Here is a 14,984-nt window from a genome sequence, read left to right on the forward strand (position 1 = left end):
TTAACCCTGGGTCATTACCCAGGCCAGCGCCAGCTGATCGAAAATTCTTGCCTCCACAGTAAGCGCAATTGGCGCTTCTTTCCTGAACATAAAGGGAAGAACTATGGTTTCGTCTGCCTTGAAGGTTATAGGACCGTTCAGCTGCATATGCCGCCTGAAATCGAGTTCGCCATGGCCATACCATTTATAGATGGCTTCCTTGGCGCTCCAAAGAACGGTAGACAACTCCAGGTGCATTTTGGTCAAATGGATCCAGTCGTTAAGGAACACTTTTTCATCGTGATCCAGGAATTTATGCGAAATGGCGATAATGCGCGGCGAAACCAGCTCAATATCCACCCCCACCCTGCTTTTACTACTCACAATGGCGGCAGCAAAATTGCCCCCATGCGAAATGGAAAAGTGATATTGTTCACTTTCCAGGAAAGGCTTGCGGGTGTCGGCCACCAGGATCTCTTCCAGCGGAAAATCTTCATACAGGGTGGGCAGCAGGAACCGGCCAGCCAGGTGCTGCAACCGTTTGTAAGGATGGGAAACACCCTTTTTCAGGGGCACTTTTTCCAGGTAAAACGCTTCCGGCTCTTCTATACGCCAGATGCCCAATTTTGTATTTTCGTTAATATTATGTTGATAAAACAATGCCACAGTAGCGTTTTAGATTTTACATTGCACCAATTTTCAAGGGCAGCAAATGTCTGTTAAACAACAATCAAATATAAACTAATCACATCACATGATCTTGTCGGATAAACGCATACTGGAAGAAATTGAGAAAGGCAGCATCCGCATTGAACCCTATAAAAGAGAATGCCTGGGCAGTAATTCCTACGATGTGCACCTGGGGAAATACCTGGCTACCTACCGGGAGCATATCCTCGATGCCAAAAAACACAATGAAATCGAGTATTTCGAGATCCCGGACGATGGTTTTGTGCTTTATCCGCATATTTTTTACCTGGGCGTTACAGAAGAATATACTGAAACCCATGCGCATGTACCCTTCCTGGAAGGAAAATCTTCCACAGGCCGCCTGGGGATCGACATCCATGCCACCGCCGGTAAGGGCGACGTGGGTTTTTGTGGCAACTGGACCCTGGAGATCTCGGTAAAACAGCCGGTTAAAGTGTATAAAGGCATGCCGATCGGACAATTGATCTATTTTCCGGTAGAGGGTGATATTGCCATCAAATACAATCAGAAAAAAGACGCCAAATACAGCGGTCAGCCCGACAAACCGGTTGAAAGCATGATGTGGAAGAACAAATTCTGATGTGCTGATGTGATAATTTGCTAATGTGCTGATAAAATACTGGCTATAAGGTCGCTTCGCCCGGGGTTTCGCTCTTATAAACGCCCCCGGCATTTCAAGAATTATCACATTATCACATTCAGATCGCGGAAGCCCCAAACTTTTTATAATACGCCACCAGCCAGGCTACCACTTCATTGTAACTTAACTTCCCGCCTGGCTGCTCATTGGCTTTCAGGTATTGCCCGTACAGGCGGTCAATGATCACCTCGATGGGATTCCGGTACTTCTTTACAAATTCCCTCAAGGCCTTATAATCAGCCTTAACACCCGGCGGTAATTGCGCATCGAGCTGTTTGGCCGCTACCGAATCCTGGGCATATAAATAATACCTGGAATAACTGTACAGATCAAAATATACCGAATACCTGAACGCAGGATCCTGCGATGAGCTGGCAGAAAGATAACCGGCAAAATTGGCCTCATTCTCCTTGGCATAGCCCAGCTGATGTCCTATTTCATGACAGGTAGTAAATGGCTGCACAAATAATGGTACGGTAGTATTCACCTGGGCTTCGCCGCTGAACGGATTATAATACCCAGTATAACCCAGGTAATTGCCCAGGTAACTGTACAAAGACGGCTTTACCGACTTAAACGAATACGTAAAATGCGCATCTTTTGTGGCCAGTTGGTCATAGGCCGATGTGGCGCCATTGAACAAATTCCTTTTGCGTTGCAGCGCATCCCGGTTCACCCGGGCCGGCGAATCGAGCGCGTTGAGGCGAACGACGATCTGCTGCATCAATTGCACCAGGTCATCCTTTGAATACCGCTCTACTTTCAGGCCTAACTGGTAAGCCACCCCCCGGCGGTTATAGTTCAATCCCCACAACGCATTAAACGACACATAGATCACCACTACGGCAAACGCTGTTTGCAACAGCGCATGCAGCCAGTACTTTTTATTAGTTTGCTTTTTTACGATCCTGCGGGTAGTGAGATACACTTTATTCAAGAGCCAGATAATGATCAGTCCGTAAAAAATATCACCGGCACTGAAAGGCAGCCAGCCAAATAAAAAACGTTGCAGTTTTGAAATGACAGGATATATTCCCGTTGCATAATAGGTTTCCACTGCATCGGGGAATAATGAAAAGATTTTAATAATTATTGCCAGCCCTAATAATATCAACCAGGCGCTTTTTTTCCTCCACATAGATTGTCAATTTGCTGATCCCGACCAAGATCCTGCATTCATTAGCATCAGCAAATTAGCTAATTATGCCATTATTCTTTATATTCACAATAACAATACTACTATGAAAAGTTTAATTTTTATTGTTGGTATATTCATGACCTGGTCTGTACGCGCGCAGAATTATCCGTTTGCCACGCAATTTGTTCCCGGTACGATCACATTAAAAGACGCCACGCAGAAAAAAGGATTGATCAGGTGGTTTCCCTCACCTAACGAAAAGCTCCGGTTCAAAATGACGGAGGAACATGAAGAAAGATATGGCGTAAACGACCTCCAGGGATTTTCAACAGATAGTTTACATTTCAAGACACTTACAAACCTCGAAGTATATGGCGAACATTATGCGTTATTGAACAAAATGTCGAAACTGAAGCAGAGTTTTGCCCAGGTAGTTTATACGGGAAAGATCAATATTTATTATGTGCTGTATTATGGGTATGATCCCTTGCAGGGCGGGTTCGTAACCTACCCGAATCTCATTTTTGAAAAGGTCAAAGAAGAAAAACAGGAATACGTTTCGTTTCCGATCTACATAAGAATGCGCGAAAAGAAATACGAGCAGGCAAAACAAAAACTGTTACCTTTCTTTTCCGATTATCCGGCTATCCAGGAAAAACTAAAACAGTATCACCTCGAAAACAATATATTCACTTTGGTAGAATTCATAAAACAAATACCGGAAGTAAAAAATGAATAATCAATTGTTTGAATCCGTTGATCATTATATCAGTGATTTGCTTGCCCATGAAGATGAAGCCCTGGTGGCTGCTACCCGGTCATTAAAAGAAGCCGGCATGCCGGCCATCAGTATATCGCCCAACCAGGGTAAATTTCTGCAAATACTCGCCTTGTTGTGTAATGCCCGGAACATCCTGGAACTGGGAACACTGGCAGGATACAGCACCATCTGGATGGCCCGGGCCCTGCCCAAAGATGGACGGCTCATCACGCTGGAAGCAGATCCCAAACATGCTGCGGTGGCTCAAAAAAATATAGAACGGGCCGGACTGGCATCGCAGGTTCAGATCAGAACGGGTAAGGCATTATCTATATTACCTGAATTGGTTGATGAAGGAGCAGGTCCATTTGATATGATCTTTATTGACGCCGACAAACCACCTTATTCCGATTACTTTCAATGGGCGCTTCGGTTGTCGCGGCCCGGTACCCTCATTGTTGCCGACAATGTTATTCGCGAAGGCAAAGTACTGGATGCAGAACCTGCCAATGAAGCCGTAGCCGGCGCCCAACGTTTTAATACCATGCTTGCCGCGAATACGGCAGTCACAGCCACTATTCTGCAAATGGTTGGGGTAAAAGAGTACGATGGAATGGCCCTCGCCATAGTAAAATAATTAGCACATCAGCAAATCAGCACATTAACATCAGCACATCAAGATCAACTACATGAATATAGAATTTAACAGGAACGAAGATGTAATGAAACGATCGCTCAGCGAAATGCAGCAGCGTTTTGCGCAGGTAGCCCTGGGCGGTGGTAAAAAAGCGATCGCCAAACAAAAAGAGAAAAATAAATTAACAGCCAGGGAACGCATTAAGTACCTGCTCGACGCTGACACGCCATTTGTAGAAATTGGCGCATTTGCCGGCTGGGAAATGTATGAAGAACAGGGAGGTTGTCCGGCCGCAGGCACTGTAGCCGGTGTAGGGTATGTAAGCGGCCGGCAATGTGTTATCCTGGCCAATGATCAAACGGTAAAAGCGGGCGCCTGGTTTCCCATCACCGGTAAAAAGAACCTGCGCCTGCAGGAGATCGCCATGGAAAACCATTTGCCAGTCATTTACCTGGTAGATAGTGCCGGCGTGTTCTTGCCCATGCAGGATGAGATCTTCCCCGACAAAGAACATTTTGGCAGAATATTCCGGAACAATGCACGGATGAGCGCCATGGGCATTACGCAAATTGCAGCGGTCATGGGCGCCTGCGTGGCAGGTGGTGCCTACCTGCCCATCATGAGCGATGAAACCCTGATGGTGGAAGGAAACGGTTCCATATTTCTCGCCGGCCCCTACCTCGTAAAAGCCGCTATTGGCGAGAACATCGACGCCGAAGCTTTGGGCGGCGCCGTCACCCACAATGCCATCAGCGGTATTGCAGATTATAAATTCGCAACTGAAGAAGAATGCCTCGACCAGGTTAAAAAGATCATGTCGAAACTGGGACAAAGACCCAAAGCCGGCTTCGATCGCAGCAAACCAAAAGCGCCAAAGAAAAATGCAGCTGATATCTACGGTATTATTCCGGCCGATGCTACCCGTCCCTACGATATGCTGCAGATCATTGAACACCTCACCGATGACTCGGTTTTTGAGCAGTTCAAACAGGATTATGGTAAAACGATCCTTTGCGGTTATGCGCGCATCGATGGATGGGCAGTGGGTATTGTAGCCAATCAACGCACCATGGTCAAAAGCGCCAAAGGTGAAATGCAGATGGGAGGTGTTATTTACAACGACAGTGCTGATAAAGCAGCCCGCTTTATCATGAACTGTAACCAGAAAAAAATACCGCTGCTCTTCCTGCAGGATGTAACCGGTTTTATGGTAGGCTCGCGCAGCGAGCACGCAGGCATTATCAAAGACGGCGCAAAAATGGTGAATGCTGTAGCCAATTCGGTAGTGCCGAAGATCACGGTCATTATCGGCAATTCCTATGGGGCCGGCAATTATGCCATGTGTGGCAAAGCATATGACCCGCGTTTCATTTATGCCTGGCCCAGCGCCAGGATCGCCGTAATGGGTGGCGAGCAGGCTGCAAAAACCCTGTTACAGATACAGGTAAGCGCCATGAAAGCCAAAGGCAGTAATGTACCGCCCGAAGAAGAACAAAAATTATTGAACGACATAAAGGGCCGGTACGAAAAACAAACTACCCCCTATTATGCCGCCGCCCGCCTGTGGGTAGATGCCATAATAGATCCGGCACAAACAAGGCAGATCATTTCAGAAAGCCTGGCCGCCGCCAATCACAATCCGGATCTCCCAGCTTTTAATCCGGGTGTCATTCAGGTATAGTATCTTGCCGGTTCAAATCACTAATCTGTATTCAATTTGGCAACTACTGCAAATAAAGAACTGGTAATTTATACTGATGGTGCATCCCGTGGAAATCCAGGTCCTGGCGGTTATGGCGCGATCTTGCAATGGGGCAGCAGCCGCAAAGAGCTTTCTGCGGGTTACCGCCGCACTACCAATAACCGGATGGAATTGATGGCGGTGATCGCCGCACTGGAAGCCCTGAATCGGGAAGGATTGACGATCACCATTTATTCCGACAGTCAGTATGTGGTTAAAGCCGTCATGGAAGGGTGGCTGAAAAATTGGATCGCTACGGATTTCAAAGGGGGCAAAAAGAATAAAGACCTGTGGACCCGCTTTTATAAACTGATGCAAAAACACCAGATCCGCTTTGTATGGGTGAAGGGCCATGCCGATAATCCATTTAACAATCGCTGCGATCAATTAGCCACTGCTGCAGCCGATGGCGTCAACCTGTTGGAGGATGTTGGGTTTGAAAACGGATAAGGAGGAGTTCCTATGGCTACATCTGCATTCATGAGCGATTTTCAGCAATTATTGCCGAAAGAAGAAGTTTTCCTGCCGGTGCATCTGGCCGACAGGAACAACACCCAACTGTTTATTGTACTGAAACTTTATAAGTACCATAAACAATTGAACATCGAGTTATACCAGGCAGAAACTACCCAGGCCGGAAAAGTAAAAAATCCCCTGACCCTCGTTGATCCCTTAGAGTTGATGTTGAAAACGGAAAATATCGATGAGGTTAGATTCTTTTCGGCCATTACCCGCTTTCAGCATAATCCAACTGCCAGCAAGTCTGCCACCGATGTTGACGCGTTAAAAACCATCATTAAAAACCCATTACAGCTTCCCTTCTACTACCACAACCCGGAGTTCTCAGAAAAAATTGTCGCCGGTTCTATTGAGCCGGTCACGATGGGCAGCCTGGTACAGGAACTGTCGTTATGGGTTCAGCGCAAGGAAGCATTTTATGAAATAACATTGCAGGCAGCCATCGATGGTAAACCGCATGAATGGACCGACCTGCAAATCAAGTACGATTATTTTTTTCAAAAGAATGATACGCTGTATGCCCTCGGCAATTTTCATTTTCTGAACGTAGTCCGGTTCTTTAAACAAACCAATGGCCTTATCCGCATTCATGAATCCAAATTCAACAGCTTTCAGCAAACGATCTTAAAGCCGCTTGCTGATCACCTCCACATCTTCTATTCCAATGCAGCTTCCCCGATAACAGAACAAACCCTGCCATCCGGCAAAGAACCGCCCCTTGAAAAACTTATTTACCTGAGCGAGCTGGGAAACTATGTGATAATAGACCCGGTGATAAAATATGGACATGTAGAGATCCCTGTTCGCACAAAAAGACAGTTGTACTATACCGATGCCGAAGGCAAAGTGCAGATCATGTACCGCGATGAAGCAGCCGAAACGCGGCTCATAGCCTTGCTGATAAAACAACATCCCGATTTCCTGGAACAGCTCGATAATGACCTCCGTTACTTCTATCTGCATAAAGATCGATTTTTACGGGAAGAATGGTTCTTCCAGGCATTTGAGGCATGGGAAAATGAAGGCATTTCAATCTATGGATTCAACAAATTAAAAGGGAATAAACTCAACAGCCACCGCGCGAAAATCTCCATTCATGTAACCAGTGGGCTCAACTGGTTCAATACCGAAATAAAAGCTGGTTTTGGCAAACAGCAAGCTAGCCTGAGCCAACTACAGCATGCGGTGCGCAATAAGAGCAAATTTGTACAACTGGGCGATGGCACCCTGGGTATTCTGCCTGAGGCATGGATCGAAAAACTGGCGGCTTATTTTTCTGCCGGCGATATTATCGACAATACGCTCATTACACCTAAAATAAATTTTTCCGCCGTAAAGCAATTGTATGAAGAACATATGCTGGAGGCCGGTGTGCAGGAAGAACTGGATCTGTACTCCGCAAAAATGGCCAATATCTCCACGGTAAAAGAAGTGGCGATACCGGAAGCATTCCATGGTACCTTACGCCAATACCAGCATCAGGGTTTGAACTGGCTGAATTTTATCGACGATCTTAATTTCGGCGGAATACTGGCCGATGATATGGGTTTGGGAAAATCGGTGCAGATCATTGCCTTTATTCTCTTACAAAGAAGTAAAGTAAAGCAGAACACCAATTTGCTGGTTGTGCCCACATCCCTGCTTTTCAACTGGCGGGAAGAGGTCAGCAAATTTGCCCCCTCGATAAAAATACTAACCCTATACAACGCCGACAGACAAAAAAACACAAATGGGTTCAACGAGTATGAGATCATTCTAACCACCTATGGTACGCTGATCTCCGATATCAGCTTTCTAAAAAATTTTACGTTCAATTATGTGTTCCTCGACGAATCACAGAATATAAAGAACATCGAATCGCAACGGTACCAGGCCGCTCGCCTGCTGAAGTCGAGAAATAAAATTGCCATCACCGGCACTCCCATTGAAAACAACACCTTTGATCTGTATGCGCAGCTGTCCTTCGCATGCCCCGGCCTATTGGGCAGTAAACAAAACTTTAAAAGTATTTATTCTACCCCCATCGATACCTTCAAAGAAAAAAGGCGTGCAGTGGAATTACAACATAAAGTAGCCCCCTTTATATTAAGAAGAACAAAAAAAGAAGTAGCCACAGAATTACCGGAAAAAACGGAGATGATCATCTATTGTCCCATGGGCGAAGAACAAAGGGCCGTATATGATGCCTGCGAAAAAGAATTGCGCGATTACCTGTCGGGGCTTGCCAATGAAGATCTGCCCAAAAACGCCATGCATGTATTGCGTGGACTTACCCGTTTGCGCCAGATCTGTAATTCCCCCCGTTTACTGCAGGATGAAAAGTTACAGGGCGATGGTTCTGCCAAAATTGAGATCTTGCTTGAGCAAATTGAAAGCAAAAGCAGGCAGCATAAGATCCTTATCTTTTCGCAGTTTGTCAGCATGCTTGCCCTTATCCAAAAAGAACTGGAAGCCAGGCAGATCCCTTTCGAATACCTCGCAGGCCATACCCGGGACAGGGCATCAGCCGTGCGCAATTTTCAACAGGAGGCCTCCATCCGGGTTTTTCTCATCAGTTTAAAAGCGGGTGGAACCGGCTTAAACCTAACGGAAGCTGATTATGTGTATATCGTTGATCCCTGGTGGAACCCCGCTGTAGAAAACCAGGCGATTGACCGCAGCTACCGGATCGGGCAACAAAAACATGTAATGGCAGTCCGGTTAATTACGCCGGATACCGTTGAAGAAAAAATAATCAGGCTGCAGAACACCAAGAAAGAGTTATCCGATAAACTCATTAAAACAGAAAATTCCTTACTGAGCGTTATTTCAAGATCAGAACTGCTTTCCCTGCTTGGCGAATAGTTCGAACAGGCACATGAAGCAGCTGGCCGGAAAGCCGGCAACAAAAAAGCCACCCCTAAACCGGGATGGCTTACAGTATATTTGTCGGTCTTTTCTTACAATGGAACCGTTGCTCTGAACACCACCGCGTTAGATGATGCCTGCCATTCAAATTCAGCACCGGCAATAGCCAGTAACGTTTCTCCTTTGCCCAGGGAAAGCTCCCTCTGACCATCAGAAACCTTCGCTGCTCCTTCGTATACGAAGAAGATCTCTGTAGTAGCAGCCGTCAGGGTAATGGGAACACCGGCCTTCAGTGTAAGTTTGCGCAATTCAAAATCTGCGGCAGGTGTGGGAAAGACCGTTTCACCGATCACAGGCCCAGCGGTACCTTTTAAAATATCCGGGATCACGGCCTCAAAGCGGGTATGGTGCATGAGCTCAGGAACATCGATATATTTATTGGTCAGCCCACCCCGCAATACATTGTCGGAATTGGCCATCAGCTCCATGTTCTGCCCTTCGAGGTAAGCATGCGGAATGCCTGCATCCTGGAAGATAGCTTCACCGGGCTTCAGGTTCACCAGGTTGAACAGGTAAATGGAAAATATCCCGCGGTCCAGTTTATTAGGCTCACAAAAAGTTTTTGCTGCCCTGGCCGCCCAGAAATCTTCCTGGGTTCTGTTCAAGAATCCTTTTTCATACAGGGGAACGATGCGATCGAGCAGTGGTTGCAAATGTTCATCCACCTCGTGCTGATCCATGGTCATTACCCGCTCATACAAGGCATGATAATTCTTTCCCTCAAAAACCGGCACCAGGAACTGCAGTTCGGGAGTTTGCATCAGGATGGTCACGAGGGCCTGCGGCGATTTAAAACCGTGCAGCAGCCAGAAATCGCTTAATGCCAGCATCAGCTCCGGCTTATGATTATCGTCCTTATAATTGCGATTAGGTGCGTTCAGCGGGGTGCCTTTCATATTCTCGGCAGCAAAAGCCGATTCTGCGGCTTTTTTAGCAGGATGTACCTGGATCGACAACATATCTTTTACATCGAGCACTTTAAACAGGTAAGGCAGGCGGCCGAACCGTTGATATACGGGCAGGCCTAATGTAGCGGCTGCATCCTGTTTAATGAATGCGTTCAGCGCTTGGCGGCTGCCGTCAGGAAGTACCACTTCAGCGGGCACATTATCATGCGCTCCCATCCAGTATTCAGCAAAAGGTTTTTTATCAGCATTAGGCAGGTGCAATAAGGCAGGAATAAAGTCCATTCCACCCCAGGTGTAGTGTTGAACCTTGCCTTCGAGTTTAAATATTTTAGTGTTGTACGCCATAGAACTTCAGTAATTTGCAATGTTACAAAAATGCAATGAGCTATCAGCATCATGATACCGGTAAAAAAGGGGAAGACATGGCTGTGAATTATTTGCAACAGCTGAACTTTACCATCTTACACCGCAACTGGCGGCATGCCCGGTATGAAATAGATGTCATTGCAGCCAGGGATAACGTACTTCATATTATTGAAGTAAAAACCAGGACCAATCTCCTGTTTGGCCATCCCGAGGAAAGCATTTCAAAGAAGAAAATAAATCATATGCTCAAAAGCGCCCGGGCATATATGTACCTGTATCCACAATGGCAGCAGGTGCAGTATAATATTCTCTCCATCACCCTGCTGCCCAACCAGCCACCTGATTATTTCTTTATAGAAGATGTTTATTTGTGATCGGCTTTTTTACCGGTCTCCTTTAATTTGATGCCTACTACTTCCGCCTTGCCAGCGCTGGACCGTTCCATCATCCTTTCTACCAGCCTGAATGTAGCCGGACAATACTCGATGTTCTGTTTGAACACATGCATGTAATCGATCATGCGGCGCCGGGTATGGTGCGGAAAACCGGAACAGTCTTTAGGCCGCACTTCATAAATGGAGCATTTATTATCCTTGAGGTTTAAGAACTGGCAGGGTTGACGGGTATTCACCCAATCACCGGCGCGGTCTTTCTTCAGCCATTTCTTGCGAAAGGCCTCTTCCGTCATGTTCAGATGGGCCGAGATCCGTTTGATATCGGTATTGGTGAACGTGGGCGTCATGGTCTTGCAGCAGTTGGCACATGAAAGGCAATCGGTTTCTGCCCAAACCAGCTTATCGGTTTGTACCGCCAGGGCATCGAGGCCGCGGGGCGGCTCCTTCTCCAGTTTGGTGAGGAACCTCTTGAACGCAGATCGATTCAGCATCATTTTCTTTTTCATCATGCGAAGACTCAATAGCATGTGGACAGTGTTTTAAGTGGGCAATATTATGGAAGCCTTATTTTTGAGCAACGAATATAGGAAATTTTGTTACCGGCTAACAGCTTTGTTGCGGGAACAGGGTTTTGTTTACACTGACACTATGTGGGACCCTTACAAAAAAGGATTTAAGGCTTTCTTGCAACTGGAGAGATCGCTATCCGACAATTCGGTAGAAGCCTACCTGCGCGATATCGATAAGCTGACCCAGTTCCTGCAGGAGAAGAACAATGCGTTAAGTCCGGCCAATGTAACCCTGCCAGACCTGCAGCAATTTATCCGCTGGATAGGAGAACTGGGCATGACGCCCACTTCCCAGGCCCGCATTATTTCCGGCATCCGTGCTTTTTATAAATATTGCCTTATTGAGGATATAGTTACCAAGGACCCCACCACCCTGCTGGAAGCACCTAAACTAAAACGGGCGCTGCCCGATGTGCTCAGTTTCGATGAAATTGAAGCCATCATTTCGCAAATAGACCTGAGCAAACCAGAAGGCGGCCGTAATAAAGCCATTTTGGAAACCATGTATAGCTGCGGACTGCGGGTAAGCGAGGTAGTGAACCTGAAATTATCGGCCCTGTATCTCGATGTAGGTTTTATCCGGGTAACCGGCAAAGGCGATAAAGAAAGGCTGGTACCTATCGGTGATGCAGCAGCAAAGTACATTACCATTTATAAAAGGGATATCCGGGTGCACGTGCCCGTGAAAAAGGGCCATGAAGACATTTTGTTCCTGAACCGCCGGGGCGCAAAACTTACCCGGGTGATGATCTTTTTAATGTTAAAGGAACTGGTGAAAAAAGCCGGTATTACTAAAAATATATCACCCCATACCTTCCGCCATTCTTTTGCCACCCACCTGGTAGAAGGCGGCGCCGACCTGCGGGCCGTGCAGGAAATGCTGGGTCATGAAAGCATCACTACCACGGAGATCTATACGCATCTCGATCGTGAATTCCTCCGTGATACTTTGCAACAGTTCCATCCGGCGTTTAAGGGCTAAAGGAATACCGGCCCTGGGGCCGGTATGGGAACCATGAAATGGAAAATAATACAACCTAAGCATCCTGCATGAACGCATAAAGCGATTTTTTATGCCGCTTACTTCAACAGCACTTTCTGCTGGAAGATCTTTTTTGAGCCAGCGGCCGAAATGCGTACAAAGTAGATACCGGCACTCCAGTCAGGCCGGGTATACAGTGTTATCTGCTGTTCTTTCGTTTGTATGAACAGGGGTTGTATAAGCATTACCTGCCCCGCAGTATTGATTAATTCCAATTTGTAATCACCCGGTTGTGGCAAAGCTAGTTTTACCTGGATGCTATTGCCGCGTACTACAGGGTTTGGATAAATGGTGAAGTCCTTTTTCAGGATGGTGGGTGTTGAGTTACTGCTGATCCATCTTGTTACCCGAATACCGCTGAAAGCTCCCATAACGTATATACGGGAGAGATCTCCACTGCTCACAATTACCTATTCAATTGTATAGATGCTGGCATAGGGTTGTGTTTGTTTGAAGATGTAGCTACCCGAAAAATTACATAAGCAGCCGGTAAAAAAATGCAACCGGTCAAAACCGTCATTTATGCAGAAAGCCGCTATTGCAACCTATCCGCCGGGAATCCGTCTTATTAGGTAAATACGATATACCAGGGGTACAACCGTGTTGTAGTAAATACATCCGCTCGTTTTTAGATCTTTTGTTAATTTTAGCCGCCGGTGGCATTTTTAAAGAACATACCAGCTGATGCGTTGCCCGATAAAGATCTGGTCGACCTGTATCGCACGTCCGCGAATATGGAGGTGCTGGCCATTCTTTTTCAACGGTATATGGACCTGCTCTACGGCGTTTGCCTGAAATACCTGAAACAGCCGGAAACGGCCAAGGATGCGGTGATGCAGATCTTTGAAGAGCTGGTGGCTAAATTGCCTAAACATGAGGTGGAAAATTTTAAAAGCTGGCTCTATACCCTGGCTAAAAACTACTGCCTCATGCAGTTGCGCACACCCAAAAACCTTAAGACAACGGAATTTAATGCAGACAGTATGCAATTGGAAGAAGAAATGCATCTGAATGGCATACAGCTGAAGGAAGAGAATCTGCAAAAGCTGGAACGTTGTTTGGAAACTTTGTCGGTGGAGCAAAAGAAAGCCGTTGAACTGTTCTATTTGCAAAACAAATGTTATAAAGAAATTGCAGAGCTGACCGGCATAGAATGGAATAAAGTACGCAGCTTTATTCAGAATGGCCGGCGCAATCTAAAAATATGTATGGAAAAGGGGTCTCCCCTGCCGATTCATGAGCGATCATAAGGAACATATCAGTCAATATACCGCAGCAGATATCCAGCGATATGTGCAGGGCAAACTCTCTGCCCGGGAAATGCACGCGATGGAAAGAGCGGCGCTGGATGATCCATTTCTTGCCGATGCCATTGAAGGCATGCAGGAAGCATTTGCGACACATTCCGAAAGCCTTGTTACCGGTCAATTGCAACAGTTACAACAACAGTTGCAAACCCGCACCGCTGCTCCCGGCAAAGTGGTGGCGTTTAAACCCTTCCGGTACTGGCAGGCAGCAGCAGCCGCTGTGGTGATCATCATTACCGGCGTATGGATCTACAGCCTTGTTTCAGACAAAGCAACACACAGCAATAATTCAGTCGTTGCCAAAACAGAAGAAATACAACCGCAGCAACAAGCTCCGGCGGCGGCGCAGGAATCGGCTGACACGATTGCAACACCGGTGATCACAAACGAAAAACCGGGGGCAAAGACCGTTACCAAACGTTCAGCTCCATCCATCGAAAACAAAGATGCGGAAGATGTGGCAGCCAAAACAGCAACTGCAACTGAGCCGCTGGCATTCTCCAGTCAGCAAGCAGTCACTGATTCATTAAGATACCGGCGCGATGAGTTAGCCTCCGCTAAAAGCGTAATCAAAGAGGAAAGCAGGGCAAGGCAGGAAGTGGCATCCGCGGCCGCCCCTCCCCCGGCTGCTGAAGCGGGTATAGCTAAAGATTCAAAACCGCTTAGTAATATTTACAACCAGGACAGGGACCGGGAAACCGAGCTGATAACGATCAAAAAATCTGATAACTATCCCAAAAAGACTTACGGGGCTTATAAAAACAATCTCTCAGGTGTTATTAAGGGCCAGGTGACCGACTTTAATAGTAACCCTATTGCCAATGCCTATGTGCAGACAAACAAGAACAACAATAACTTTATCACCGATAAATCCGGTTTCTTCCAGATCCCGGTAACAGATTCCGTACTGGATGTAAAGGTGAATGTGAGCGGGTATGGCACCCAGAACTTTACCTTACAAAACAATGCGGTTACAAACCAGTTGCAGTTACAGCCTGCTAATGCAACGCCAGATGATGTAATTGTTACACCTCCTGCCAGCAACAAAATACATATACCAAACAATAACAGCCAACTACCGAATACAGTTGTGTTTGATGCGGAGCCGGCTTTCGGCTGGTTAGCCTTTGAACAATACCTCGAAAAGAATAAGAAAATACCTGCCGGCCCTAATCCGGCAAGCGGCAAAGTGGTGGTTTCCTTTGAAGTCAATAAAAAAGGCAGCTTATCGGGCTTCCGGATTGTACAATCACTGGCCAAACCCTACGACGATGAGGCCATAAGGCTGATCATGCATGGCCCCAGTTGGAAATTGCTTCGGGGACGCAAAGCCCGCATAACAGTTATGGTCAGATTTTAATGCTC

At 46.6% G+C, this 14,984-nt stretch carries 15 protein-coding genes; 10 read left to right on the forward strand and 5 right to left on the reverse strand.

From position 1 onward, the window contains the following. Complete coding sequence (locus JT717_RS12180) at positions 1 to 645, reverse strand: 4'-phosphopantetheinyl transferase family protein (RefSeq protein WP_205510744.1); 645 nt, start codon at positions 643 to 645, stop codon at positions 1 to 3. 88 nt (positions 646 to 733) lie between these two features. On the opposite strand from JT717_RS12180, the gene dcd reads away from it, so the two are divergent. Then, entirely contained in the window at positions 734 to 1,270 is a 537-nt protein-coding gene (gene dcd, locus JT717_RS12185) for a dCTP deaminase (protein WP_205510745.1), read from the forward strand. 118 nt (positions 1,271 to 1,388) lie between these two features. On the opposite strand, the gene JT717_RS12190 is transcribed toward dcd, so the two are convergent. Further along, positions 1,389 to 2,468, reverse strand: coding sequence for a DUF3810 domain-containing protein (locus tag JT717_RS12190; protein WP_205510746.1), 1,080 nt, complete (start codon positions 2,466 to 2,468; stop codon positions 1,389 to 1,391). A 103-nt stretch (positions 2,469 to 2,571) separates the two neighbouring features. Here JT717_RS12190 and JT717_RS12195 point away from each other — a divergent pair, with 103 nt between their 5' ends. Genes JT717_RS12195 through JT717_RS12215 form a run of 5 tightly spaced genes read left to right on the forward strand, consistent with a single transcriptional unit; the run spans position 2,572 to position 8,969 of the window. Next, on the forward strand, positions 2,572 to 3,207 hold the full coding sequence (locus JT717_RS12195; RefSeq protein WP_205510747.1) for a hypothetical protein: 636 nt from the start codon (positions 2,572 to 2,574) through the stop codon (positions 3,205 to 3,207). Further along, positions 3,200 to 3,865, forward strand: a complete 666-nt coding sequence (locus tag JT717_RS12200; protein ID WP_205510748.1) for a catechol O-methyltransferase — start codon at positions 3,200 to 3,202, stop codon at positions 3,863 to 3,865. The genes JT717_RS12195 and JT717_RS12200 overlap by 8 nt, the downstream gene beginning before the upstream one ends. 52 nt (positions 3,866 to 3,917) lie before the next feature. Continuing rightward, positions 3,918 to 5,546, forward strand: a complete 1,629-nt coding sequence (locus JT717_RS12205) for an acyl-CoA carboxylase subunit beta (protein ID WP_205510749.1) — start codon at positions 3,918 to 3,920, stop codon at positions 5,544 to 5,546. A gap of 36 nt (positions 5,547 to 5,582) precedes the next feature. Next, a complete protein-coding gene (gene rnhA / locus JT717_RS12210) occupies positions 5,583 to 6,056 on the forward strand; it encodes a ribonuclease HI (RefSeq protein ID WP_205510750.1) in 474 nt (157 codons plus the stop codon). 12 nt (positions 6,057 to 6,068) lie between these two features. Next, positions 6,069 to 8,969, forward strand: a complete 2,901-nt coding sequence (locus JT717_RS12215) for a DEAD/DEAH box helicase (protein ID WP_205510751.1) — start codon at positions 6,069 to 6,071, stop codon at positions 8,967 to 8,969. Between the two features lie 95 nt (positions 8,970 to 9,064). On the opposite strand, the gene manA is transcribed toward JT717_RS12215, so the two are convergent. After that, positions 9,065 to 10,285 (reverse strand): mannose-6-phosphate isomerase, class I, encoded by a 1,221-nt coding sequence (gene manA, locus JT717_RS12220; protein ID WP_205510752.1) that lies wholly within the window; start codon positions 10,283 to 10,285, stop codon positions 9,065 to 9,067. A gap of 35 nt (positions 10,286 to 10,320) precedes the next feature. On the opposite strand from manA, the gene JT717_RS12225 reads away from it, so the two are divergent. Then, the gene (locus JT717_RS12225) at positions 10,321 to 10,680 is read left to right on the forward strand and encodes a YraN family protein (protein WP_205510753.1); all 360 of its coding nucleotides are present in this window, start codon (positions 10,321 to 10,323) and stop codon (positions 10,678 to 10,680) included. Here the strand turns inward: JT717_RS12225 and JT717_RS12230 are convergent. After that, positions 10,671 to 11,228 carry a YkgJ family cysteine cluster protein gene (locus JT717_RS12230; protein WP_205510754.1) on the reverse strand — a complete coding sequence of 186 codons (558 nt, stop codon included), beginning with the start codon at positions 11,226 to 11,228 and terminating at the stop codon, positions 10,671 to 10,673. The two genes, JT717_RS12225 and JT717_RS12230, sit on opposite strands and share 10 nt — an antisense overlap. 121 nt (positions 11,229 to 11,349) lie before the next feature. On the opposite strand from JT717_RS12230, the gene xerD reads away from it, so the two are divergent. After that, positions 11,350 to 12,252 (forward strand): site-specific tyrosine recombinase XerD, encoded by a 903-nt coding sequence (gene xerD / locus JT717_RS12235; protein WP_205510755.1) that lies wholly within the window; start codon positions 11,350 to 11,352, stop codon positions 12,250 to 12,252. Between the two features lie 98 nt (positions 12,253 to 12,350). On the opposite strand, the gene JT717_RS12240 is transcribed toward xerD, so the two are convergent. Continuing rightward, positions 12,351 to 12,716, reverse strand: coding sequence for a T9SS type A sorting domain-containing protein (locus JT717_RS12240; protein ID WP_205510756.1), 366 nt, complete (start codon positions 12,714 to 12,716; stop codon positions 12,351 to 12,353). A 252-nt stretch (positions 12,717 to 12,968) separates the two neighbouring features. Here JT717_RS12240 and JT717_RS12245 point away from each other — a divergent pair, with 252 nt between their 5' ends. Then, a complete protein-coding gene (locus tag JT717_RS12245) occupies positions 12,969 to 13,562 on the forward strand; it encodes an RNA polymerase sigma factor (RefSeq protein WP_205510757.1) in 594 nt (197 codons plus the stop codon). Beyond that, positions 13,549 to 14,979, forward strand: coding sequence for an energy transducer TonB (locus JT717_RS12250; protein WP_205510758.1), 1,431 nt, complete (start codon positions 13,549 to 13,551; stop codon positions 14,977 to 14,979). Before JT717_RS12245 ends, JT717_RS12250 begins: the two co-directional genes overlap by 14 nt. Positions 14,980 to 14,984: the final 5 nt, after the last annotated feature.

This window comes from Longitalea arenae, from assembly GCF_016924755.1.
GTDB lineage: Bacteria > Bacteroidota > Bacteroidia > Chitinophagales > Chitinophagaceae > Niastella > Niastella arenae.

Bases quoted from the DNA above. Each gene is read 5' to 3' on its own strand.
- dcd (WP_205510745.1), top strand. From the start codon at position 734: ATGATCTTGTCGGATAAACGCATACTGGAAGAAATTGAGAAAGGCAGC.
- JT717_RS12190 (WP_205510746.1), bottom strand. From the start codon at position 2,468: ATGTGGAGGAAAAAAAGCGCCTGGTTGATATTATTAGGGCTGGCAATA.
- JT717_RS12195 (WP_205510747.1), top strand. From the start codon at position 2,572: ATGAAAAGTTTAATTTTTATTGTTGGTATATTCATGACCTGGTCTGTA.
- JT717_RS12200 (WP_205510748.1), top strand. From the start codon at position 3,200: ATGAATAATCAATTGTTTGAATCCGTTGATCATTATATCAGTGATTTG.
- JT717_RS12205 (WP_205510749.1), top strand. From the start codon at position 3,918: ATGAATATAGAATTTAACAGGAACGAAGATGTAATGAAACGATCGCTC.
- JT717_RS12215 (WP_205510751.1), top strand. From the start codon at position 6,069: ATGGCTACATCTGCATTCATGAGCGATTTTCAGCAATTATTGCCGAAA.
- manA (WP_205510752.1), bottom strand. From the start codon at position 10,285: ATGGCGTACAACACTAAAATATTTAAACTCGAAGGCAAGGTTCAACAC.
- JT717_RS12225 (WP_205510753.1), top strand. From the start codon at position 10,321: ATGAGCTATCAGCATCATGATACCGGTAAAAAAGGGGAAGACATGGCT.
- JT717_RS12230 (WP_205510754.1), bottom strand. From the start codon at position 11,228: ATGCTATTGAGTCTTCGCATGATGAAAAAGAAAATGATGCTGAATCGA.
- xerD (WP_205510755.1), top strand. From the start codon at position 11,350: ATGTGGGACCCTTACAAAAAAGGATTTAAGGCTTTCTTGCAACTGGAG.
- JT717_RS12250 (WP_205510758.1), top strand. From the start codon at position 13,549: ATGAGCGATCATAAGGAACATATCAGTCAATATACCGCAGCAGATATC.